This window comes from Bradyrhizobium sp. IC4059, from assembly GCF_020193615.1.
Taxonomy (GTDB): domain Bacteria; phylum Pseudomonadota; class Alphaproteobacteria; order Rhizobiales; family Xanthobacteraceae; genus Bradyrhizobium; species Bradyrhizobium yuanmingense.
On record NZ_JADYVH010000001.1, the window covers coordinates 611154 to 634612 of the forward strand.

The 23459-nt window shown below is 65.5% G+C and carries 23 protein-coding genes; 16 read left to right on the top strand and 7 right to left on the bottom strand.

What is annotated here, in order from left to right:
• The first annotated feature begins 5 nt into the window (after nt 1-5).
• From I6F12_RS02895 to I6F12_RS02905, 3 genes are read left to right on the top strand one after another with little or no spacing between them, the layout of a single operon-like run.
• A complete protein-coding gene (locus I6F12_RS02895; protein WP_036004384.1) occupies nt 6-2210 on the top strand; it encodes an amylo-alpha-1,6-glucosidase in 2205 nt (734 codons plus the stop codon).
• An 18-nt stretch (nt 2211-2228) separates the two neighbouring features.
• Nucleotides 2229-2750, top strand: a complete 522-nt coding sequence (locus I6F12_RS02900) for a PRC-barrel domain-containing protein (RefSeq protein ID WP_057026798.1) — start codon at nt 2229-2231, stop codon at nt 2748-2750.
• 23 nt (nt 2751-2773) lie between these two features.
• Nucleotides 2774-4087, top strand: a complete 1314-nt coding sequence (locus I6F12_RS02905; RefSeq protein WP_036004390.1) for an MFS transporter — start codon at nt 2774-2776, stop codon at nt 4085-4087.
• Nucleotides 4088-4130: 43 nt separating this feature from the next.
• Here the strand turns inward: I6F12_RS02905 and I6F12_RS02910 are convergent, their stop codons facing one another.
• The 4 genes from I6F12_RS02910 to fixL form a co-directional block, all read right to left on the bottom strand.
• Nucleotides 4131-4829 (bottom strand): helix-turn-helix domain-containing protein, encoded by a 699-nt coding sequence (locus I6F12_RS02910; protein WP_036004466.1) that lies wholly within the window; start codon nt 4827-4829, stop codon nt 4131-4133.
• Between the two features lie 102 nt (nt 4830-4931).
• Nucleotides 4932-5348, bottom strand: a complete 417-nt coding sequence (locus I6F12_RS02915) for a response regulator (protein ID WP_225127469.1) — start codon at nt 5346-5348, stop codon at nt 4932-4934.
• Nucleotides 5349-5391: 43 nt separating this feature from the next.
• The gene (fixJ, locus tag I6F12_RS02920) at nt 5392-6009 is read right to left on the bottom strand and encodes a response regulator FixJ (RefSeq protein WP_225127467.1); all 618 of its coding nucleotides are present in this window, start codon (nt 6007-6009) and stop codon (nt 5392-5394) included.
• A gap of 3 nt (nt 6010-6012) precedes the next feature.
• Nucleotides 6013-7530: a sensor protein FixL gene (gene fixL, locus I6F12_RS02925; RefSeq protein ID WP_225155464.1), complete on the bottom strand. Its 1518-nt coding sequence runs from the start codon at nt 7528-7530 to the stop codon at nt 6013-6015.
• A gap of 219 nt (nt 7531-7749) precedes the next feature.
• On the opposite strand from fixL, the gene I6F12_RS02930 reads away from it, so the two are divergent.
• The 10 genes from I6F12_RS02930 (at nt 7750) to ccoS (ending at nt 17283) form a co-directional block, all read left to right on the top strand.
• Nucleotides 7750-8583 (top strand): universal stress protein, encoded by an 834-nt coding sequence (locus I6F12_RS02930; RefSeq protein WP_225155465.1) that lies wholly within the window; start codon nt 7750-7752, stop codon nt 8581-8583.
• Between the two features lie 40 nt (nt 8584-8623).
• Entirely contained in the window at nt 8624-9049 is a 426-nt protein-coding gene (locus tag I6F12_RS02935; protein ID WP_225155466.1) for a CBS domain-containing protein, read from the top strand.
• Nucleotides 9050-9369: 320 nt separating this feature from the next.
• Nucleotides 9370-11019: a cytochrome-c oxidase, cbb3-type subunit I gene (gene ccoN, locus I6F12_RS02940; protein WP_036004408.1), complete on the top strand. Its 1650-nt coding sequence runs from the start codon at nt 9370-9372 to the stop codon at nt 11017-11019.
• Between the two features lie 12 nt (nt 11020-11031).
• Nucleotides 11032-11766 (top strand): cytochrome-c oxidase, cbb3-type subunit II, encoded by a 735-nt coding sequence (gene ccoO, locus I6F12_RS02945; protein WP_225155467.1) that lies wholly within the window; start codon nt 11032-11034, stop codon nt 11764-11766.
• Nucleotides 11767-11779: 13 nt separating this feature from the next.
• Nucleotides 11780-11944: a cbb3-type cytochrome c oxidase subunit 3 gene (locus I6F12_RS02950; RefSeq protein ID WP_025034779.1), complete on the top strand. Its 165-nt coding sequence runs from the start codon at nt 11780-11782 to the stop codon at nt 11942-11944.
• A 6-nt stretch (nt 11945-11950) separates the two neighbouring features.
• Nucleotides 11951-12826 carry a cytochrome-c oxidase, cbb3-type subunit III gene (ccoP, locus tag I6F12_RS02955; RefSeq protein WP_225155468.1) on the top strand — a complete coding sequence of 292 codons (876 nt, stop codon included), beginning with the start codon at nt 11951-11953 and terminating at the stop codon, nt 12824-12826.
• Between the two features lie 121 nt (nt 12827-12947).
• Nucleotides 12948-14414, top strand: a complete 1467-nt coding sequence (gene ccoG, locus I6F12_RS02960) for a cytochrome c oxidase accessory protein CcoG (RefSeq protein WP_225155469.1) — start codon at nt 12948-12950, stop codon at nt 14412-14414.
• A 15-nt stretch (nt 14415-14429) separates the two neighbouring features.
• Nucleotides 14430-14915 (top strand): FixH family protein, encoded by a 486-nt coding sequence (locus tag I6F12_RS02965; protein ID WP_225127459.1) that lies wholly within the window; start codon nt 14430-14432, stop codon nt 14913-14915.
• Nucleotides 14916-14926: 11 nt separating this feature from the next.
• Nucleotides 14927-17116: a cation-translocating P-type ATPase gene (locus I6F12_RS02970; RefSeq protein WP_225155470.1), complete on the top strand. Its 2190-nt coding sequence runs from the start codon at nt 14927-14929 to the stop codon at nt 17114-17116.
• Nucleotides 17116-17283 carry a cbb3-type cytochrome oxidase assembly protein CcoS gene (ccoS, locus tag I6F12_RS02975; protein WP_008550618.1) on the top strand — a complete coding sequence of 56 codons (168 nt, stop codon included), beginning with the start codon at nt 17116-17118 and terminating at the stop codon, nt 17281-17283. The genes I6F12_RS02970 and ccoS overlap by 1 nt, the downstream gene beginning before the upstream one ends.
• Here the strand turns inward: ccoS and I6F12_RS02980 are convergent.
• Both I6F12_RS02980 and I6F12_RS02985 read right to left on the bottom strand, forming a co-directional pair.
• Nucleotides 17280-18482: an MFS transporter gene (locus I6F12_RS02980; RefSeq protein WP_225155471.1), complete on the bottom strand. Its 1203-nt coding sequence runs from the start codon at nt 18480-18482 to the stop codon at nt 17280-17282. The two genes, ccoS and I6F12_RS02980, sit on opposite strands and share 4 nt — an antisense overlap.
• A 222-nt stretch (nt 18483-18704) precedes the next feature.
• Entirely contained in the window at nt 18705-19184 is a 480-nt protein-coding gene (locus I6F12_RS02985) for a cupin domain-containing protein (protein ID WP_225112673.1), read from the bottom strand.
• A 273-nt stretch (nt 19185-19457) separates the two neighbouring features.
• Here I6F12_RS02985 and I6F12_RS02990 point away from each other — a divergent pair, with 273 nt between their 5' ends.
• Nucleotides 19458-20174, top strand: coding sequence for a peroxiredoxin-like family protein (locus tag I6F12_RS02990; protein ID WP_225155472.1), 717 nt, complete (start codon nt 19458-19460; stop codon nt 20172-20174).
• Nucleotides 20175-20359: 185 nt separating this feature from the next.
• Here I6F12_RS02990 and I6F12_RS02995 read toward each other — a convergent pair whose 3' ends face one another.
• The gene (locus tag I6F12_RS02995) at nt 20360-21247 is read right to left on the bottom strand and encodes a LysR family transcriptional regulator (protein ID WP_225155473.1); all 888 of its coding nucleotides are present in this window, start codon (nt 21245-21247) and stop codon (nt 20360-20362) included.
• 180 nt (nt 21248-21427) lie between these two features.
• Here I6F12_RS02995 and I6F12_RS03000 point away from each other — a divergent pair, with 180 nt between their 5' ends.
• Nucleotides 21428-22252, top strand: coding sequence for a 3-hydroxybutyrate dehydrogenase (locus tag I6F12_RS03000; protein WP_225139632.1), 825 nt, complete (start codon nt 21428-21430; stop codon nt 22250-22252).
• 58 nt (nt 22253-22310) lie between these two features.
• Nucleotides 22311-23456, top strand: coding sequence for a patatin-like phospholipase family protein (locus I6F12_RS03005; protein WP_225146133.1), 1146 nt, complete (start codon nt 22311-22313; stop codon nt 23454-23456).
• The last annotated feature ends 3 nt before the right edge of the window (nt 23457-23459 follow it).

A 23459-nucleotide genomic window follows, 5' to 3' on the forward strand; every position in this document is an offset into this window, starting at 1 on the left:
AGCTCATGTCGGCAGAAGCCGTAACCCAGTTCGTCTCCGTGACGCGGACCCCGGAACAGGTCGCGGAACAGCCCTTCTACATTCCGATGACCGGGCCCTCGGCCCGGCCGCGGCGTTCGCTCAAGCACGACGACACCTTCATCGTGCTCGACAGCCACGGCGACATCGGCGCGTCCGCTGGCGGGCCGGACGGACTGTTCCATCATGACACGCGCTATCTTGCGCGGCTGGAGCTCGTGCTCGACGATCTCCAGCCGCTGCTGCTCGGCTCGAATCTGCGCGACGACAATTCGGCGTTGACCGTCGATCTCACCAATCCGGACATCTACCGGCAGGGCAACCTCGTTCTGCAAAAGGACCTGTTGCACGTCGTGCGCACCATCTTCCTGTGGCGCGGCACCGCCTACCAGCGCATCGGCGTGCAGAACCATGGCGACCGGCGCACCAGCTTCGAGCTGACGCTGCTGTTCGGCAACGACTTCGCCGATCTGTTCGAGGTTCGCGGCGAGCGGCGGCCGCGCCGCGGCGTCGGAACCGGCCGGCTGCTCGGGCCGACCGACGTCCTGTTCGAGTATCGCGGCCTTGACGACGCCGAGCGGACCACCGGCCTGCATTTCGATCCGCGTCCGACGCGGCTCTCGGTCAACGCTGCGACCTGGGAACTCGACCTTGAGCCGCACCAGGCCAAATCGCTGTTCGTGGCCGTGTCCTGCAACCGGCCGCTGACGGAGAAGCCGGTGCGGTTCTTCCCGGGTCTGCTGGCGCACCGCCGCGAGATGCGGCAGTCGACCATGGGCGCGGCCAGCATCGAGACCTCCAACAACATCTTCAACGAGGTGCTGTGCCAGGCCATGGCCGACCTCAACATGCTGATGACCGAGACGCCGCAGGGACGCTATCCCTATGCCGGCATTCCCTGGTACTCGACGACGTTCGGGCGCGACGGCCTCATCACCGCGCTGCAGATGCTCTGGGTCGATCCGCGCATTGCCAAGGGCGTCCTGCGCCGGCTCGCGCATTTCCAGGCCGCGGCGGTCGATCCGCTCGCGGACGCCGCGCCCGGCAAGATCCTGCACGAGATGCGCGGCGGCGAGATGGCGGCGCTCGGGGAAGTCCCGTTCGCGCATTACTACGGCAGCGTCGATTCGACCGCGCTGTTCGTGCTGCTCGCAGGCAGCTATTTCGAGCGCACCGGCGACGAGGCCACGTTGATCGAGCTGTGGCCCGCGATCGAGGCGGGGCTCGCCTGGATCGACGGTCCGGGCGATCCCGATCAGGACGGCTTCGTCGAGTACCAGCGCGCGACCGAGAAAGGGCTGGCGAACCAGGGCTGGAAGGATTCCTATGACGCGATCTTCCATGCCGACGGCCGGCTTGCCGAGGGCAATATCGCGCTCGCGGAGGTCCAGGGCTACGTCTTTGCCGCCAAGCAGCTCGCGGCGCGTTGCGCGCTGCGGCTCGGCAAGCCGGACCGCGTGCGCAAGCTCGAGGCCGAAGCCAGGGCGCTCGCCGAGCGCTTCGAGCAGGCGTTCTGGTGCGAGGAGCTCGGCACCTATGCGCTCGCGCTCGACGGCAAGAAGCGGCCCTGCAAGGTGAGGACCTCGAATGCCGGGCAGATCCTGTTCAGCGGCATGGTCCGCGAGGACCGCGCGCGTCTCGTCGCCGCCGATCTGATGCGGCCGCATTTCTTCTCGGGCTGGGGCATCCGCACCGTCGCGCAAGGCGAGGTGCGCTACAACCCGATGTCCTACCATGACGGATCGATCTGGCCGCACGACAACGCGCTGATCGCGCTGGGGCTGGCGCGCTACGGCCTCAAGCATTCGGTGGCGCATGTCTTCAAGGGGCTGTTCGACGCCGCGACCTACATGGATTTGCGCCGGCTGCCCGAATTGTTCTGCGGCTTCCGGCGCGAGAAGCGGCGCGGGCCGACGCTGTACCCGGTCGCCTGCGCGCCGCAGGCTTGGGCCAGCGCGACGCCGTTCACGTTGCTGGAGGCGGCGCTCGGCCTCGAGTTCGACGTCGCGCGCGGCGAGATTCGCCTGCGCAACCCGCATCTGCCGGCGTTCCTCAACGAGGTGATCCTGCGCGATCTGCGCCTTGGCGAATCCAGCGTCGATCTTCGCGTCAGCCGTCACGGCGACGACGTGGCGCTGGAAGTGTTGCGCACGCGTGGTCAGATCCAGGTCTCGATCGTGCTGGCGCGCTAGAGGCGCGAGGAGGAGGTCATGCGTGCGATCGGAAGGTTGATCTTGGGCGTGGCGATCGTCGCGGGCTTGACGGTCGCCGAATCGCGCGCGGCCGAGGAGCCGCCTGCATCCCCGAGCGAGGCAAAGGCACCGGCAAATGTGCAACCGCCGGCTTCCACGGTGCCCGTCACGCCCAAGGACGCCGCGCCGCCGCCATCGGTGACCATCATCGGCGCGAGCGAGGCCCACGGCGTTCTCGGCCGCGACGTTCGCAGCGCCGCCGGCGAGGACATGGGTCGCATCGTCGACGTCATCGTCGATCGCACCGGCCATGTCCGCGCTGCGGCGATCGATTTCGGCGGCTTCCTCGGCGTCGGCAGCCGCAAGATCGTCGTCGACTGGAACGCGCTGCGCTTCGGCAAGATCGCCAACAAGAAGGACAGCATCACGCTGGAATTGACCAAGGCGCAGGTCGCGGCCGCACCGGAATACAAGGAGGACACGCCGATCGTCGTGCTCGGCGCGTCCGGCAGCCTTCAGCCGCTGCAAGCGATTCAGTGAGGTGCAGGGAGGGCTGACCGCCCGTGCTGTTGTCGAGGAAGCCGAATCATGCAGATCGCGGCGGCGTCGTCGAGCAGGACAACGTCGCGGAGCCGGCGGCTGCGGGCATTCCGGCGCCGTCGCGCCAGAGCCTGCGCGGCCTCGACTGGTTCATCTTCTTCCTCGCCGACGTGCAGACCGGATTCGGTCCCTTCATCGCGGTCTATCTGACGACGCAGAAATGGACCCAGGTCGAGATCGGGTTCGTGCTGTCGATCGGCGGCATCGTCGCCCTGATCGGCCAGATGCCGGGCGGCGCGATCATCGATGCCGCGAAATCGGAGCGCCTCGTCGCTGCCCTCGCGATCGCGACCATCGGCGCCTGCGCGCTGGCCTATGCGGCGATGCCGATCTTCGCCGTCGTGGTGACCGCCGCCACGCTGCATGCGATGGCGAGCTGCGTGCTCGGGCCGGCGATCGCCGCGATCAGCCTCGGCCTCGTCGGCCCGCTCGCGATCGGCGAGCGGCTCGGGCGCAACGCGCGCTTCGCCTCGCTCGGCAACGGCGTCGCGGCGGCGGTGATGGGCACCGCGGGCTACCTGTTATCGAGCCGCTCGGTCTTCCTGGTCACCTTCCTGCTCGTGATTCCAACCCTGATCGCTCTGTCGCGCATCCGCGAGAACGAGGTCGACATCAGGCGCTGTCACGGCGAGCTGCCGCCTGAAGCCGCCGACCGCGGCGATCCCAATATCTGGCACCTGATCCGGCAGCGCCCGCTCATCGTGTTCGCGCTCAGCGTGCTGCTGCTGCAGCTCGCGAACGCCGCGATGATGCCGCTGATGGCGAGCGCGGTGACGGCGCGATCGAGCCAATGGGCGACCGTGCTCGTCGCCTTTTGCATCGTCGTTCCGCAAGCGATCGTGGCGCTGCTGTCGCCGACGGTCGGGCGCAAGGCGCAAGCGTGGGGCCGGCGCCCGCTGCTGCTGATCGGATTCGGTGCTCTGGCGATTCGCGGCCTGTTGTTTGCGACCGTGCGCGATCCGTATCTGTTGGTGCTGGTGCAGGTGTTCGACGGCATCACCGCGGCGGTCTTCGCGGTGATGATCCCGCTGATCGTCGCCGACGTCGCGTTCGGCAGCGGGCATTTCAACCTGGCGCAGGGGATCGTCGGCACCGCAACGGGCATCGGCGCGTCGCTGAGCACGGTGCTTGGCGGCTATGTCAGCGACAAGTTCGGCAATGCCACCGCATTCATCGGGCTGTCCGGCGTTGCCGCAGCGGGGCTCCTGCTGATCTTCTTTGTGATGCCGGAGACGCGGCGCACGGGTCTGACCGCCACCAAAGAAATGGCCGGCTGAACGTATTCAGCCGGCCAAAGTGGGTCGGGAGGAAGATTGAGGATCAGGCGTCGAGATTGTGCAGACGCTGGCGGTTGCGCAGCACGATCTGGCGGGCACCGGAGAAACCGAGAATGCCCTGAGCGTGAAGCTGCGACAGCGCGCGCGACACGGTCTCCAAGGTGAGGCCGAGATAGTCGCCGATGTCGCGGCGGCACATCGGCAGTGCCATCATGCCGGCGACGGCGAGGCGGCGGTCCATTTCGAGCAGGAAGGTCGCGACGCGCTCCATCGCAGTCTTGCGGCCCAGCAGCAGCATGTGGTCCTCGGCATGGCGCAGCTCGCCGGCGGTCATGGCCCAGAGCTTGCGGGCGACCTGCACGTCGGTGCCGGCGGCCTTTTCCAGGCTGGCGCGCTTCACGAGGCGAACGGTGGTGTCGATGATGGCTTCAGCGGCGAGGCGGTGAGTGGGACCGGATTCGAGGCCGAACACGTCGCCGGGAAGATGGAAGGCGCCGATCTGGCGGCGGCCGTCGGAGAGAAGCTTGTAGCTGCGCACCGCGCCGGTGACGACCTGATAGACATATTCGGCCGCCTCCTCCTCGCCATAGATCTCCTCGTCCTTGCCGTAGGAGAACTCGGTGGCGACCAGGCCGACATGGCCCGCGATCGCGCCGAACTGGTCGGTAACGGGGTGGGCAGGAGCAATCTTGCCACCGATTTGGGTGTTGATCGCCTGGGTGTTGAGCGTCTGGGTCAGCATCTGCGCCATCTCCGTTGTGATGGAGCACTGCTACGATGAAACACGCAATCCGGAAATTTCGCGCGTTATCTTAGGGATGTTTACCTACGTAGAGTCCCTAGGTCACGCTCCGGGGCGGTCCTGGATGGCGTGGCGGATGCACTTGACCAGGTTTTCGTCGAGAAGCGGCTTCAAAACCACGTCCTTGATGCCCGCCATCGCGGCCCGGGCCGAGATGTTCTCGTCGGGATAGCCGGTGATCAGGATCACGGGCGCGTCGCGGTGGGATTTGCGAAGCCGGCCGGTCAAATCGATGCCGTTGATGTCGGGCATCTTGTAGTCGATGACGTAGCAGTCCGGCCCGGGCGCGGCGCCGAGATTGAGCAGCGCCGTGCCACTCCTGAAGGTCCGCACGGCGAAGCCGTCGGTCTCCAGCAGGAACCGCAGGGATCCGAGAACTGCGGCATCATCGTCGACCACAAAGACGGTGGGTTGTGGGGAGGACGACGGCCGCGCACGATGTGGGCTGACCTCAACCATGCTGTCTGGCTAGCACTGCGCCGTGAAGTCGCCTTGACCTGCCTCAATCGTTGAGCATGCCGGCGCGCATCGCGAGGCGAACCAGTTCCGAAAGGCTGCTCGCTTGCATCTTGGTCATGACGTTGGCCCGGTAGACCTCGATGGTCCGCGGGCTGATGTCGTATTCGCGGGCGATCAGCTTGTTGGAGAGGCCCGCGACCAGCCCCTCCATGACCTGGCGCTCCCGCGGGCTCAAGGATGCGACGCGGGCAGCGATATCCTGCGCGACGGCCTCGTTCTTGGCGGCGGGCTCGGCCTGGCGGAGCGCCGACTCGATCATGGCGGTGAGACGGTCGTCATCGAATGGCTTTTCCAGGAAGTCGACCGCCCCGAGCTTCATCGCCTCGACCGCCAGCGGCACGTCGCCGTGACCGGTCATGATCACGATCGGGAACGGGCTTTGCTGCGCCTTCATTCGCTTCAAGAGCTCGATGCCGTCGAGGCCGGGCATGCGCACGTCGGAGACGACGCAGCCGAAATCGAGGCCGGGCAGGGCTTCGAGAAAGGCGAGCGCGTCGTCGAACAAAGTGACGGCGAAGCCGGCGGAATCCAGCAGGAAGTTCAGCGAGTCCCGCATCGCCGCGTCGTCGTCGATGACGTAAACATGTCCCTTGGTCGTCATGGATCAGCTCTCGTCGGTTGCCGGCAGGGTGAAGCGGAAGGTCGCTCCGCCCGCTGCGTTGCTCTCGGCCCACATGCGGCCGCCATGGGCCTCGATGATCGAGCGGCTGATGGAGAGTCCCACGCCCATGCCGGTGTCCTTGGTGGTGAAGAAGGTCTGGAACAGGTTTGGAATGATGTCTTCCCGGAAGCCGATGCCGGTGTCGGAGACCTCCACCTCGATCATGCCGTCGGCGACACGGGTGTTGGCGACAACGAGCTCGCGCCGCTGCGACTGCGCCATCGCCTCGAGCGCGTTGCGGAACAGGTTGACCAGCACCTGCTGAATCTGCACCCGGTCGGCGAGAACGAGGTCGGCGTCGGGATCGAGGCTGAAGCGCAGCTGCACGTTCTGCTCGCGCGCGCCGGCGAGCCCGAGCGCGCCGGCTTCCTCGATCAGCTTGGACAGGCTCTCGACCCGCTTCTCGGATTCGCCGCGGGAGACGAAGTCGCGCAGGCGGCGGATGATCTGGCCGGCGCGCAACGCCTGTTCCGCCGCGCGGTCCAGCGCGCTTTCGACCTTCGGCATGTTGGGATCGGTGCTGCCGGCGAGGAGGCGCCGCGATCCCTTCATGTAATTGCTGATCGCCGCCAGCGGCTGGTTGAGCTCGTGGGCGAGCGCGGAAGCCATCTCGCCCATCGCGGTCAGCCGCGACACGTGCACGAGCTCGGATTGCAGCTCCTGGAGCCGCGCCTGGGTCTGCTGGTGCTCGGTGAGATCGCGCACGAAGCCGGTGAAATGGGGCTCGCCCGCGCGTTGCGTCTTCCCGACGGACAGGTGCATCGGGAAGGTCGTGCCGTCGCGGCGTTTGCCCGTCACGATTCGGCCGATGCCGATGATGTGCGGATCATTGGTCCTGAGATAGCGCGTGAGATAGCTGTCGTGACGCGACTGATCGGGCTCCGGCATGAGAATACTCACGTTCCGGCCGATCGCTTCCTGCTTGCTGTAGCCGAACAGCCGCTCCGCCGCGCTGCTGAAGAGCTGCATGATGCCGCGTGAATCGATGACGATCATGGCATCGGGCACCGTTTCGAGAATCGAGCGAAGATGATTCTCCTGGGACCGCAGGGCCTCTTCGAGCTGCTTCTCCTCGTTGATGTCCAGGAATATCCCGCTGAGATGGCGCGGCATGCCCGCATCGTCCCGGATCACGCCGGCCCTGGCCCGGATCCATTGGCCGTTTCCGGACGCGCCGCTGACCTTGAAGGACAAGTCGAGGCCCCCGCCACCTTCCGACGTGCGCCCGATCGCCTTCAGGAGGTGGTCCCGATCGCCCGGCTCCAACAGCGAAAGAAAGAGATCGTAGCTGACGGCCTGGTCCGGCTGCAGGCCGAACAGCCGCCTGGCCGTGTCCGACCAGTCGAGTTCGCGAGTCTGCAGGTCGAGGTCCCAGGTGCCGACCCCGAATCCCTCGATGCGGACTCGGAAATGCTCGCCCCGACCATCGTCTGCCGGATGGGTCACGTGGGTCGGCGCCAAGCTCTGCTCCTCTTCTCGGCGGGTCGGCAGGATGCCTTTACCGCTCCGGCAATGTCGCCCAAGGCTTGGCCGGAGGCAAGCGCGGACGTTGAATCCACTGGCGGATTCCCCATCGCCGGGAGAGCGGACCACCAGAGGCGTCGGATTTGATCTAGCTCAGCCTTGTTGCGCGGTAGCGGGTCTAGGATTCAAAAAATTCTGTAATGCTGGAGATTCCCGATGACATACGCGACCGTCATGGTCAGCCTGGCGCTCGATCAGCCCAACGAAGCGCGTCTTCAGGTCGCAGGCGAGCTCGCCGAACGTTTCGAGGCGGCCATCGTCGGGGTCGCTGCGGCGCAGTTCGTCCCGCCGCTCTATTTCACCGACGGCGCAGAGGCGCAAGCGCTGATCGACGAGGGCGAAGCTTCGATCAAGCGGCGGCTGGCCGGGCTCGAAGCGCAATTCCGGGCGGCCGTGAAGAATCGCGGTGGGCATGCGGAGTGGCGCAGCGCGATGGATTATCCGGCCCGCTTCGTCACGGCGCAGGCGCGTTGCGCCGACATCGTCGTCAGCGGCGGGCAGAGCCCGGCCTTCTCCGATGCTTTCTCGCTGGCGAGCCCCAAGGACCTGGTGATGCAGACCGGCCGCCCGCTGCTCGTCGTTCCCGACCGGGCCAACTGGCTCGACCTGCGCAGCGTGCTGGTGGCGTGGAAGGACACGCCGGAAGCGCGGCGGGCGGTGGCGGGCGCGCTGCCGATGCTGCACAAGGCGAAGGACGTCACCATCGTTGAAATCCCGGAGCGGGGCGACGACCGTTCGGCCGTGATGGCCGGTGTCAGCGACGTTGCCGCCTGGCTCGGCCGTCACGGCGTCACCGCGACTGCGCGGGTCCTCGAGGCCGCAGGAAACGAAACCCCTGCTGCGCGGTTGGAGAAAGTCGCCGGCGACACCGGCGCGGGCCTGATCGTCGCGGGCGCCTATGGTCATTCGAGATTTCGCGAACTGATCCTCGGAGGCGTCACGCAATATCTGGTGACGCAAACCGTCCGCAGCGTGCTGCTGTCGCACTGACCATCGGCTGGCCAGTTGGAGGAATCGAGGAGGACGCGCCGTGTACCAATTTCTTGAACAGACCGTCGACGGCTACATGACGCGCAACGTCAAGACGGTGCAGCGCGGCCTCGATTTGTTCCAGCTCAGCGAGATGTTCGAGGCCGACGATTTCAATTCCTATCCGGTCGAAGACGACGGGCAGGTGGTCGGCATCGTGACCAAGTTCGACATCCTGAAGTGCTTCGCCTTTACGCCGAGCCAGATGTTGCCGCGCTACGACGACCTGATGAGCCGCAAGATCGGCGACGTCATGACGCCCGAGTTCATCTATGTCAGCCCCGACACGCGGCTGACGCGCGTGCTCCAGATCATGGTCGAGCACCGCATCAGGAGCATCATCGTGCTGGACGGCACACAGAAGCTGGTCGGCATCATCGCGCGCGAGGACGTCATCGCGGCGCTCAAGGCGACGGCGCGGGAGTGAGGTCTGGATCCTTCTGTTCCAACCTCCGTGATTTCACGGAGGTTATCTATCTTTCTTCCCTTCTCCCCTTGCGGAGAAGGTGGCGCGAAGCGCCGGATGAGGGGTCCGCTTCAACGAAAAAACTTTTCGTGCGGAACCAACCCCTCACCCAAGTGAGTTTGCCGCACCTTTCTCGCTCCCCTCTCCCACAAGGGGAGAGGGCATTTCAACCGGCACTGCATCGGCTCACATTAACAGAAATCCATCTATCTTGATTTCAATCAATTCGCCGCGAAGGTGGATGTGGTTTCTGGCAGCGTGTTCTTTCAGAGAGAATCCGCATGAGCCAGCCCTCCATCTCAAAATCCATGACCATCGGTGAAAGCGGCTTGGCTGTCGTATTCGCAGTCACCGCTTTCCTCTGCGTGATCGCCTCGGCCAAGGCGCTCGATGCGCCCTTCGCGTTCCACGCTGCGCTCAGCGCGGCGGCGAGCCTCGCTGCGGTGTTCTTCATCGTCAACCGCTACTTCGAGCGGCCGGCGGCGCTGCCGGCCCAGGAGATCAACGGCCGCCCGAACTACAGCATGGGGCCGATCAAGTTCTCGGCCTTCATGGCGATGTTCTGGGGCATTGCCGGATTCCTCGTCGGCCTCATCATCGCCTCGCAGCTGGCCTGGCCCGCGCTGAACTTCGATCTGCCCTGGATCAGCTTCGGCCGCCTGCGTCCGCTGCATACCTCCGCCGTGATCTTCGCCTTCGGCGGCAACGTGTTGATCGCGACCTCGTTCTACGTGGTGCAGAAGTCCTGCCGCGCGCGCCTTGCCGGTGACCTCGCGCCGTGGTTCGTCGTGCTCGGCTACAACTTCTTCATCCTGATCGCCGGCACCGGCTATCTGCTCGGCGTCACCCAGTCAAAGGAATATGCTGAGCCGGAATGGTACGCCGATCTGTGGCTGACGATCGTCTGGGTCGTCTATCTGCTCGTCTTCCTTGCCACCATCTTCAAGCGCAAGGAGCCGCACATCTTCGTTGCGAACTGGTTCTATCTCGCCTTCATCGTGACGATCGCGGTGCTGCATCTCGGCAACAACCCGGCGCTGCCCGTTTCGGTGTTCGGCTCGAAGTCCTACGTCGCCTGGGGCGGCATCCAGGACGCCATGTTCCAGTGGTGGTACGGCCACAACGCGGTCGGCTTCTTCCTGACCGCCGGCTTCCTCGCCATCATGTACTACTTCATCCCGAAGCGTGCCGAGCGGCCGATCTATTCCTACCGGCTCTCGATCATCCACTTCTGGGCGCTGATCTTCCTCTACATCTGGGCAGGTCCCCACCATCTGCACTACACGGCGCTGCCGGACTGGACGCAGACGCTCGGCATGACCTTCTCGATCATGCTGTGGATGCCCTCCTGGGGCGGCATGATCAACGGCCTGATGACGCTGTCGGGTGCCTGGGACAAGCTGCGCACCGATCCCGTGCTGCGCATGCTCGTGGTCTCCGTCGCCTTCTACGGCATGTCGACCTTCGAAGGCCCGATGATGTCGATCAAGGTGGTCAACTCGCTCAGCCACTACACCGACTGGACCATCGGCCACGTGCATTCCGGCGCGCTCGGCTGGGTCGGCTTCGTCTCCTTCGGCGCGCTGTACTGCCTGGTGCCGTGGGCCTGGAATCGCAAGGGCCTCTACAGCCTCAAGCTCGTCAACTGGCACTTCTGGGTCGCCACCCTTGGCATCGTCCTCTACATCTCGGCGATGTGGGTCTCCGGCATCCTGCAAGGCCTGATGTGGCGCGCCTACACCTCGCTCGGCTTCCTCGAATATTCCTTCATCGAGACCGTCGAGGCGATGCATCCCTTCTACATCATCCGCGCCGCAGGCGGCGGCCTGTTCCTGATCGGCTCGCTGATCATGGCCTACAATCTCTGGATGACGGTTCGCGTCGGCGAACAGGAAGTCCAGATGCCCGTCGCTCTTCAGCCGGCGGAATGAGGAGCTCAAGCAATGTCGTTCTGGACACGTCACCAAGTCTTCGAAAAGAACTCGATCATCCTGGTCGTCGGTATCCTCCTCGTGGTTGCGATCGGCGGTCTCGTCGAGATCACCCCGCTGTTCTACCTCAAGAGCACGATCGAGAAGGTCGATGGGGTCAGGCCCTACACGCCGCTGGAGCTGGCGGGGCGCAACGTCTATGTCCGCGAGGGCTGCTATCTCTGCCACTCGCAGATGGTTCGGCCCTTGCGCGACGAGGTCGAGCGCTACGGCCATTTCTCGCTCGCCGCCGAGAGCATGTACGATCACCCGTTCCAGTGGGGCTCCAAGCGCACCGGCCCGGATCTCGCCCGTGTCGGCGCCAAATATTCCGACGAGTGGCACGTCACCCATCTGGCCAACCCGCGCGCGATCGTGCCGCAGTCCGTGATGCCCGGCTATCCGTTCCTCAGCAAGGCCGAGATCGACCCGGATGCGATCGCCGGCGACATGCGCACCCTCAGGACCGTCGGCGTGCCCTATAGCGACGAGCAGCTCGCCAATGCCGCCGCCGACCTGAAGGCCCAGGCCGATCCGGACAATGCCGGCACCGACGCCTTCACCAAGCGCTACGCCAAGGCCGTCGTACGCAATTTCGACGGCAAGACCGGCACGCCGACCGAGATGGACGCGCTGGTCGCGTACCTGCAGATGCTCGGCACGCTGGTCGACTTCAAGATCTACAACGAGAAAGCCAATCTTCGCTGAGAAGGCATGAACGATGAAAGCCATCCTGACCGTCCATAATCTTGCGTCCGATCTCGTGACGACGATCTGGACACCGGTGTTCGTCGCGATCTTTCTCGCGATCATCGCCTACGCATTTTGGCCCCGTAACAAGGCTGCGTTCGACAAGGCAGCGCACCTGCCCTTGCGGGAGGAGTGAGAAACAATGACCGATCATTCTAGCGACATCGATTCCGTCTCCGGCAAGTCCACGACCGGACACGAGTGGGACGGCATCAAGGAGCTCAACACGCCGCTGCCGCGGTGGTGGGTGATCACCTTCTATCTCACCATCGTCTGGTCGATCGGCTACTGGATCGTCTATCCGGCCTGGCCGCTGATCCAAAGCAACACCGCCGGCCTGTTCGGCTACTCCTCGCGCGCCGACGTCGCGGTCGAGCTCGCCAACCTCGAGAAGATCCGGGGTGACAAGATGGCGGCGCTGGGCACGGCCTCGCTCGCCGACATCCAGAAGGATCCGGCTCTGCTCGCGCTTGCGCGCGCCAAGGGCAAGACGGTGTTCGGCGACAATTGCGCGCCGTGCCACGGCACGGGTGCGACGGGGTCCAAGGGCTATCCCAACCTGAACGATGACGAATGGCTGTGGGGCGGCTCGCTCGACCAGATCATGCAGACCATCCAGTTCGGCGTGCGGTCGGGCCATGCCAAGACCCATGAGGGGCAGATGCTCGCCTTCGGCAAGGATGGCGTGCTGAAGGGCGACGAGATCGTCACCGCCGCCAATTACGTGCGGTCGCTGTCGGGCCTGTCGACCCGCAACGGCTATGACGCCGCCAAGGGCCAGAAGATCTTCGCGGAGAATTGCGTCGCCTGCCACGGCGACGCCGGCAAGGGCAACCAGGAGATGGGCGCACCTGATCTGACCGACAAGATCTGGCTCTACGGCTCCGACGAGGCGAGCCTGATCGAGACCATCGGCCAGGGCCGCGCCGGCGTGATGCCGGCCTGGGAAGGCCGGCTCGATCCCGCCACCATCAAGGCGATGGCGGTCTACGTCCACTCGCTGGGCGGCGGCAAATAGGCCGATCGGCGACCGACGACTTCCGGCGGGGGCGAAGAAAAGCGCCCCCGTTTGCGTTGGATCAACCCGCGCGGCGGTGCCGGGTCTAGGTTCAATCGCACCTTTGAAGAAGCTCGAGGCGATGAACAAGACCGTCAATCCGAACGAACTGAAGCCCGCGGACGACGTCGGGCCGCTCTATGCGGCCCGCAAGAAGGTCTATCCCCAGAGCGTCTCCGGTACTTTCCGCCGGATCAAATGGGGCCTGATGGCATTCTGCCTCGGCGTCTACTACTTCCTGCCCTTCGTGCGCTGGAATCGCGGTCTCGGTGCGCCGAGCCAGGCGGTGCTGATCGATCTTCCCAACAGCCGCTTCTATTTCTTCTTCATCGAGCTGTGGCCGCAGGAGGTCTATTACTTCACGGGCCTATTGATCGTCGCCGCGGTGGCGCTGTTCCTGATGAACTCCATCGGCGGGCGGATCTGGTGCGGCTATCTCTGTCCGCAGACGGTGTGGACCGACCTGTTCTACGCGGTCGAACGCCTGATCGAGGGCGACCGGCGCGAGCGGATGAAGAAGGACAAATCGTCCGATCCGATGAAGCTGGAGCGCATCTCCGAGATCGTGCTCAAGCATTCGATCTGGCTCATGATCGCCTGGTGGACCGGCGGCGCCTGGGTGCTCTATTTCAACGACGCGCCGACCCTGGTGAAGGAGCTCGTCACCTTCCAGGGGCCGATGCTCGCCTATATCTGGATCGGCATCCTCACCGCGACGACCTATCTGCTCGCCGGCTTCATGCGCGAGCAGGTCTGCACCTATATGTGTCCGTGGCCGCGCATTCAGGCAGCACTCACCGACGAATGGGCGCTCAATGTCACCTATCGCTATGACCGCGGCGAGAAGCGCACCTCGGTGAAAAAGGCCGTCGAGCTGCGCGCCCTCGGCCAGCAGGTCGGCGATTGCGTCGACTGCTACCAATGCGTCGCGGTCTGCCCGACCGGCATCGACATCCGCAACGGGCCGCAGATGGAATGCATCCAGTGCGGCCTCTGCATCGACGCATGCGACAACGTGATGACAAAGATCGGCCGGCCGAAGCGGCTGATCGGCTACGACAACGACATCAACATCCATCGCCGCCTGGAAGGCAAGGCGCCGATCTACCGGATCGTCCGGCCTCGCACCGTCGTCTATAGTGCCATTATCGCGGCCGTCGGCGGCTTCATGATCTATACGCTGGCGACCCGCAGCCTGCTCGACGTCAACGTGCTGCACGACCGCAACCCGGTCGCGGTCAAGCTGAGCGACGGCTCGATCCGCAACGCCTATACGGTGCGGCTGCTGAACAAGAGCGGCTACGACCGCGTCATCGCGATCGACGTCGAGGGGCCCGTGAACCCCACGATGCACGTCGTCGGCATCGATTCGGTCACGCCGGACCGTCCGATCATCGTGATCCCGCGCGATGCGACCAGCGAGCTGCGGCTGCTGGTCACCGCGCCGGCCGAAAACAATCCGGAGAAATCGATTCCGGTCCGCTTCCACGTCATGGACATCGGGCTCGGCGTCGCCGCGAGTGCCACCGACAATTTTGTCGCGCCGTAAGATCAGGAGACCACCATGTCATCCAAGCCGCTGACCGGAACCAAGGTCTTCCTGATGCTGGTCGCTTTCTTCGGCCTCGTTATCGGCGTCAACGCCACCATGATGAAGCTCGCCATCGCAACGCTGCCCGGCACCGACGTCGACAGCCCCTATGCCGCGGGCCTGACTTACGAGCGCGAGATCTCCGCGGCGCAGGACCAAGCCGCGCGGAAGTGGAAGGTCAACGCCCATGTCGAGCGCCGCAACGACGGCGGCGCCTCGGTCCAGGTCGAGGCCCGCGATGCCGGCGGCCAGCCGATCTCCGGGCTGAAGTTCGGCGGCCGGCTGGAGCGGCCGACCGACAAGCGCGCCGACCTCACCGTCGAGCTCAGCGAATCCGGCATCGGCCTCTATCGCGGCAATGCGGTGTCCGTCGCGCCGGGCCAATGGGACCTGGTGATCGAGGGTGAGGCGCGGGGGACGCGCGTGTTCATGTCGCGCAACCGCGTGATCCTGAACTGAAGGATTCCGTCATGCAGATCACGCGCGATTTCTCTCACTACGTCCGCGATGCGGGCGAGGGCCTCCGTCACATCGATCTCGCCGTCGAGGGCGTCCACTGCGCCGGCTGCATGGCCAAGATCGAGCGTGGGCTCTCGGCCATCCCCGACGTCACGCTGGCCCGCGTCAACCTCACCGACCGCCGCGTTGCGCTGGAATGGAAGGCGGGCACGCTCGACCCCGGCCGCTTCATCGATCGGCTCGAGGAGCTCGGCTACAAGGCCTATCCGTTCGAGACCGAGAGCGCGGAAGCGGCGGAGGTCGCCGAATCCCGCTTCCTGCTGCGCTGCCTTGGCGTTGCGGCCTTCGCCACCATGAACGTGATGATGCTGTCGATCCCGGTGTGGTCGGGCAACGTCTCGGACATGCTGCCGGAGCAGCGCGATTTCTTCCACTGGCTGTCGGCGCTGATCGCGCTGCCGGCGGCAGCCTATGCCGGCCAGCCGTTCTTCCGCTCGGCCTGGCGCGCTCTGTCGGCCAAGACCACCAACATGGACGTGCCGATTTCGATCGGCGTGATCCTGGCGCTCGGCATGTCCGTGGTCGAGACCATCCACCACGCCGAGCATGCCTATTTCGACGCCGCGATCATGCTGCTGACCTTCCTCCTGGTCGGCCGCTTCCTCGACCAGAACATGCGGCGGCGGACCCGCGCGGTCGCCGGCAATCTCGCCGCGCTGAAGGCTGAGACGGCCGCGAAGTTCATCGGGCCCGACGAGATCTCGCAGGTGCCGGTGGCGGCGATCAATCCGGGCGACATCGTGCTGCTCCGGCCCGGCGAGCGCTGCGCGGTCGACGGCACCGTGATCGAAGGGCGTTCCGAGATCGACCAGAGCCTGATCACCGGCGAGACGCTCTATGTCACGGCCGAGCAGGGCACGCCGGTCTATGCGGGATCGATGAACATCTCCGGCAGCTTGCGGGTGCGGGTCTCGGCTGCCTCCGAGGCGACGCTGCTCGCCGAGATCACGCGGCTGCTCGACAACGCGCTCCAGGCGCGCTCGCGCTACATGCGCCTTGCCGACCGGGCCTCGCGGCTCTATGCGCCGGTGGTGCATGCGACCGCGCTCCTGACCATTCTCGGATGGGTCCTCGCCGGTGCGAGCTGGCACGATGCGATCGTGACCGGCGTCGCCGTGCTGATCATCACCTGTCCCTGCGCCCTAGGGCTTGCGATCCCGACGGTGCAGACGGTGGCCTCGGGCGCGATGTTCAAGGCCGGTGTGCTGCTCAATGCGGGCGATGCGATCGAGCGGCTGGCTGAAGCCGACCATGTGATCTTCGACAAGACCGGCACGCTGACGCTGCCCGAGCTCGAAGTGATGAATGCCGCCGACATTCCCGCCGATGTCTTCGAACTCGCCGGCCGGCTCGCACTGTCGAGCCATCACCCGGTGGCTGCCGCCGTCGCGCAAGCTGCCGGTGCGAAGTCTCCGATCCTCAGTGCGGTGGAGGAGGCCGGGCAGGGTGTCCGTGCGACCGTCGACGGCCTCGAGCTTCGCCTCGGCCGTCCCTCCTTCTGCGGTGCCGAGGCGCTGGTCGGCAGCGCCTTGGTCGATCCCGAAGCTTCCATCGTCGCGTTCAGCAAGGGCAGCGAAAAATTCATCCTCTCGGTTCGCCAGGGCCTGCGACCCGATGCCAAGGCGGTGATCGCGGCTCTGAAGGCGCGCAACATCGGCATCGAGATCCTGTCCGGCGATCGCGAGCCGGCCGTGAAGGCCGCGGCCCAATCGCTCGACATCCCCGAGTGGCGCGCCAGCGTCACCCCGGCCGACAAGATCGCGCGGATCGAGGAGCTGAAACGGCGCGGTGCGAAAGTGCTGATGGTCGGCGACGGCATGAACGATGCGCCATCGCTCGCGTCGGCCCATGTCTCGATGTCGCCGATCTCGGCCGCGCATCTCAGCCAGGCCACCGCCGATCTCGTCTTCCTCGGCCGGCCGCTGGCTCCCGTCGTCGCCGCCATCGACGCCTCGCGCAAGGCGCTGCATTTGATGCGGCAGAACCTCTGGCTTGCGATCGGCTACAATGTGCTCGCGGTGCCGGTTGCGATCAGCGGCGTCGTGACGCCCCTGATCGCCGCTGCCGCCATGAGCGGATCGTCGATCCTGGTGATGCTGAACTCGCTGCGCGCCCGCAGCGCCTCGCGGGAGATCGTGTAATGGAGATATTGGTCATCCTGGTCCCGCTAGCATTGATGCTCGGAGGTGCCGGTCTCGTCGCTTTCCTGTGGTCGCTCAGGAGCGGCCAGTACGACGATCTCGACGGCGCCGCCTGGCGCGCGATCGCCGACGACGAGCCGCCGCAGGAAGCGCCGGCCAAGCGCTAGCGTTTCAGGGCGAATGTAAGCAGGGCTGCGGCAGCGAGCGCCGCGCCCACGCCGAATACGCACGCCTGCCATCCGAAAGCGTCGAACAGGCGCCCGAGCACGGCGGTGCCGACCAGTCCGCCGCAGAAGTAACACGTAAGATAGATCCCGCTGGCGATGCCGCGATTGTCGGCTGCGGCCTGTCCGACGAAACCCGTCGCGGCGGCCTGTGCGAAGAATGTGCCGACCCCGACCAGGACCATGCCGGCGAGCACTTCGCCCAGACGCGGCGACAGCATCAAGGGCAGGCCGAGCCCGGCAACAGCGAGCGCGCCCCAGATCGTGGGCCGCGTTCCCAGCCGCGCCGCCACCCTGCCGGCCAGAAGCGTCGTGACGATCGACGGCAAGAAGACGAAATAGACGAGGCCGAGATCCATCATGCCGAGCGACAGCGGCGGCCGCACCAGCACGAAATTGACGTAGGTGAAGGTGCCGATGAAGGCGAACAGGATGCAGAAGCCGATGCCGAAAGAGGCGCGCAGCTGCGGATTGCGCCAATGCGCGATGGTGGCGGCGAGCGGCGAAGCCGCCGGCGTCATCGCATGCATCGGCGGCACGCGGTTGACGGTGAAATAGACCAGCGCGGCGCCGGCAAGATTGAGCGCCGCGAAGAAGTAGAAGTTCCAGGCGAGGCCGAGGCCATCGGCCAATGCGGCCGAGATCAGCCGGCCGACGAGATTGCTGGCGACATTGCCGGTGATGTAGGCGGCAAAGGCGCCGCCGGCGTCCATGGCGCTGCATTGCTCGCCGAGATAGGCGAGGGTGAGCGCGAAGGCGGACGCCATGCACAGGCCCTGCGCGACCCGCAACGCGGCGAAGACGGCAAGATTGGGCGCGACAGCAAGCAGGCTGGTGGGGACCGCAAGCAGGGCCAGGCTGAGCAGGATGCCCGTTCGCCGGTCGATGCGCGGGCTGAAGAAGCCGACGACGAGGCTGGCTGCGGCCATGCCGAAGGTGCTGGCATTGACGGCAAAGCCCATTGCCGCGGGTGTGACGCCGTAGTGCCGTGTCAGCGAGGGCAGGATCGCCTGCGTCGCGAAGAGATCGACGACCGTCAGGAATGCGGTGAGGCCGATCACGAGCGAGCGAAACGCGAAGCCAGGGGAATGCGCATTCATCGTCGTCGCGATCGGTTTGATCGATGCGGAAAGATCGGTCATGTCGTTGCGCTCCCTCATGCCCTGGCATGCCCCGAGCGCGCGCCTCGTCCTTCGAGACGACCGCGGAGCCTGTCATCGGGCCGCGCTCTGCGCGGACCCGGTGGCGGTCTCCTCAGGATGAGGCTAAGCGACATCGTGGCCGCCGAGGCTGCTGCCGCACACTCCGTCCTCATCCTGAGGAGCCCGCCTGAAGCGGGCGTCTCGAAGGATGGCCGCACGGAATTACATATGGCGGTCGTTGGGATCCTTGCGGACGTCGCCGACATAGAGAATGACGGTCTCCTTGCCGAGGTTCTTCCACCAGTGCGAGGTGCCGTGGACTTCGGGGCGGATGTCGCCGGCCTTGTGCACGATCGGGTCGACGCAGTTGGAGGCGTATTCGACGATCTCGCCCTGCTGCACGAAGATCAGGGCCGGACGGTCGTCATGGCTGTGCCAGGGCACGATGCCGCCGGGCTCGATGGTCAGCTTGCGGAAGCGCAGCTCGCGGCCCTCAATACGGGCGGGCTGCTTGCCGAGATCGATCGCGCCGAGCGTCACGTCGGTAACGCCGACAGGCTTGTAGTCGACCATCGGCTGCGCATTCGGCTTGGTCTTGCCGGCCGGACATTCGCCGGCGAAAACCGGCGTCGCAAATGTCAGCGCGCCGAGAACGGCAACGCCTGTCCAAACCACGCGCGACATTGTGAGATGGCTAGACATGGAAAGTCTCCTCTGTTGGCCGCGAGCCCTGATGGCCGCGGGCTATGGCAGGAGCTTCGTCGAGACCTTTTCCATGTTGAAATGCCGGCTTGCTTTCGATGCGATAGCCCCGCGCTATGCCGATAGGCGGCAGCTATCGAACCGATTGGGCATCGGCATTTCCGCTTTCGCAGCATCCGGCGTCCGATGCCAGCACGCCCGATTGCGGTCGCCCCTTGCGGGCGGGCGAACCGGGAAACTAATATTCGCCCGCAAGGAAGCCGGAGCAGGAAGATGACGTCTCTCTCGCCAGCCGATGCCGAACAGCTCAGGCTCGCGTTCCAGCGCTGCCGCGACATGGACAGCACGCTGAACGAACAGCTCCGCGCCTATGCAGATGCCAGCCGCGAGGTCTTTCCGGCCTATGGCGAGGCGGTCGATCGTCTGGTCGCGCGATTGAGCGACAACGGCGGCGGCGAGACGGCGCCGCGGCCGGGCGATCCGATGCCGCCGTTCATGCTGCCCGGCGAGGGTGGGCGTCTCGTGTCGCTGCCCTCGCTGCTGGAGGGCGGCCCCGTCGCGGTGATGTTCTTCCGCGGCCATTGGTGTCCCTATTGCCGGCTCAATGTCCGCGCCGTGGTCCAGGCGTTGGACCGCATCAAGGCGATGGGGGCGCAGGTCATCGCGATCGTGCCGGAGACGCAGGAATATACCGGGCAGCTCAAGGCCGAATCCGGCGCGCCGTTTCCCATCCTGACGGATCTCGACAACGGCTATGCGCTGTCGCTCAACCTCGCGATCTGGTTAGGTGCCGAGATCCAGCAATTGCTATCCTATCAGGACATGGCGAAATTCCACGGCAATGACGGCTGGATGCTGCCGATCCCGGCCGTGTTCCTGGTCGGACGCGACGGCATCGTGAAAGCCCGCTTTGTCGATCCGGATTTCCGCAAGCGCATGGAGATCGAGGATCTGATCGAAGCGCTGGAGCGCGCGAGCCAGGAGAATTGAGCTACGCTTTCTTCCTTCTCCCCTTGTGGGAGAAGGTGGCACGAAGCGCCGGATGAGGGGTTGCCTCCGCAATCACAAATGAGGATTGGAGTCGCGGAGAGATACCCCTCACCCGTCTCGCCGCTATGCGGCGAGCCACCCTCTCCCACAGGGGGAGAGGGGAAGGGCGGTCGACACTGTAAAGACTACCCCGCGATCTCGCGCCAGTCGGCGCCGCGCAGCATGCGCATCACGGCGTTGCCCACGGCGGTGCGTTGCCGGCCGGCGACCCCATAGAGATTGACGGTGCGGCGGGCGTCCAGCCCCGTGACCGCGGCGCGGGTCAGCCGCTCCGGCACGGGCGAGGTGTGCGGCACCATGGCGACGCCCATCTCGGCCTCGACCAGCTCGATCAAGTCGCGCTCGTTCGAGACCTCATGACCCTGTTCGATGTCGATGCCGTGCTCGCGCAGGCTCGCGGAGATGCGGCGCGCGTGCTCGCAGAAAGTTCGGTTCAGCAGCAGCTCCGATCGCAGATCGTCCAGTTCGACCGAGCTGCGGCCGGCCAGCCGGTGCCCGTCGCCGACGACGAGCTCGAAGCTCTCGGTGAACAGCGGCCAGACATCCAGCCGGTCCCAGGCCTCGTCGATCTCGGCAGCAATGCCGAGCTCGGCTTCGCCCTTCTTCAGGAAGTCGCCGACCTCCCGGCCCGAGCCGCGCAGAAAGCGGAATTCGAGCCGGTTGAACTGCCGCTTGATCTCGCTGAGATGCGGAATCAGCAAAGCGAGGTCGATCGAATGCGTCAGCGCAATGCGGAGCGCACCGATCTCTCCGCTCCTGAACGAGGAGGCGAGCGAGCGCGCGCCGATGGCCGCGTCATAGCACTGCTTCAGGAGTGGATGCATGCGCTGGCCGAGCTCAGTCAATTGCGCGGCGGGGCGTTCGCGGCGGAACAGGTCGCCGCCCAGCTCGGCCTCGAGCTGCTTGATCGCGCGCGTCAGCGAGGGCTGCGTGACGTTGCATTCCTCGGCCGCGCGCGTGAAGTTCAAGAGCTGCGCCACCGCGAGGAAATAGCGGACCTGGTGCATTTCCATGGATCGGCTCCCAGCAAATATCGACCGGAAATCTAGCCGATCAGGGCGAAAAATGACATCCCGCCTGCGATAGCGCGGACGTATCGACTCGGAAGCCAACCGGCATTTCCGCAAATCCCGGAGATCCCGCACATTTCGCTCCAGCCTGGCGCGGTGTCGCGCTGAGAAGAGGTCTGGATCATGAATATTCCCATCAAGACGCAGACGTCCGCTTCATCACGCGTGCTTGCCGGCAAGGTGGCGCTTGTCACCGGGTCGACCAGCGGCATCGGTCTCGGTATCGCGCGGGCCCTCGCCGCCTCGGGCGCCGACATCGTGCTCAATGGCCTTGGTGTCGCCAGCGAGATCGGCCGAACGCGCGAGCAGATCGCCGCCGAGTTCGGCGTCAAGGCCAGCTATTCGCCGGCGGACATGACGAGGCCGAAATCGATCGCCGAGATGATCGCGGCAACGGTGGCCCAATCCGGCCGGCTGGACATCCTGGTCAACAACGCCGGCATCCAGCATGTCGCGCCGCTCGACCAGTTTGCGGTCGAGAAGTGGGACCAGATCCTCGCAATCAACCTGTCCTCGGCCTTCCACACCACGCGGCTCGCGTTGCCGGCAATGCGGCAGAACGGTTTCGGCCGGATCATCAACATTGCCTCCACGCACGGCCTGGTCGGTTCGCCGTTCAAGGCAGCCTATGTCACCGCCAAGCATGGCATCGTCGGCCTCACCAAGGTGACGGCGCTGGAGACGGCGGAGCAGGGCATCACCTGCAACGCAATCTGCCCTGGTTATGTCCATACGCCGCTGGTCGAGGCGCAGATCGACGGCCAGGCCAAGGCCCATGGCATCTCCCGCGATCAGGTGATCCGCGACGTGCTGCTGGCGCAACAGCCGAACAAGCGCTTTGTTGCGGTCGAGGAGCTCGGCGCACTCGCGGTGTTCCTGTCGACGGACGCGGCGGCCTCGATCACCGGCGTTGCGCTGCCGGTCGACGGCGGTTGGACCGCGCATTGACATGGGCCGGCGCAGCAAGTCGAATACTCGAACAGTGCAAGCTCACCAGGAGCGAGACATGGGCACGCAGGACAATTCTCAGCATAAGCAGCACGACCTGCCGGGTCAGGTCGTGCTCGTGCTTCAGGGCGGCGGCGCGCTCGGCTCGTACCAGGCCGGGGTCTACCAGGCCTTGCACGAAGCCGGCATCGAGCCGGACTGGATCATCGGCACCTCGATCGGTGCGATCAATGCGAGCCTCATCGCCGGCAACGCGCCCGAGCACCGGCTCGCGCGCTTGCGGGAGTTCTGGAAGCGGATGGAGCAGAAGCCGGTCTGGGACTGGCGAGCCGCGTTTCCCGGCTTCAACGAGAAGCTGGCCTATTGGTCGACCGTGACCCACGGCATTGCCGGTTTCTTCCGGCCCAATCCGCTGGCCCATGCCGGCGATTCCTATCCGCTGGGCGCCGATTACGCCGGCTATTATTCGACCGCGCCGCTGGAGAAGACGCTGAGCGAGCTCGTCGATTTTGATCTCGCCAACCGCTGCGCACCGCGTCTGACGGTCGGTGCGGCTCATGTCGGCACCAGCGAAATGCGCTATTTCGACAGCCGCGACGGCGAGCTGACGGTGAAGCATGTGATGGCTTCGGGCGCGCTGCCGCCGGCTTTCCCCGCCGTGCGCATCGACGGCGAGCTCTATTGGGACGGCGGCATCCTGTCGAACACGCCGACCGAAGCCGTGTTCGACGACAATCCACGCAGGAACTCGCTGATCTTCTCCGTGCATCTGTGGAATCCGGTCGGGCCGGAGCCGACCACGATGGCGGAGGTGCTGAACCGGCACAAGGACGTGCAATATTCCAGCCGCATCGCCAGCCAGATCGTGCGACAGCAGCAGGCCCATCGTCTGCGCCACGTCATTAACCAGCTCGCGGCGCGGCTGCCCGAGAGCGAGCGCAACGATCCCGCGGTGAGGGAACTGACGAGCTACGGCTGCCCGACCCGCATGCACGTGGTGCGTCTGCTGGCGCCGCAGCTCGAGCACGAGACCCATACCAAGGATATCGACTTCAGTCCGTCCGGGATCACGCGGCGCTGGCACGCCGGCTATGCGCACACGAAATCGGTGCTGGCGCGCAAGCCCTGGGTCGGCGAATTCGATCCGCTCGCCGGCGTCGTGCTGCACGAGCATATGGACGAGATGCCGATGGCGGCGGAGTGAGGC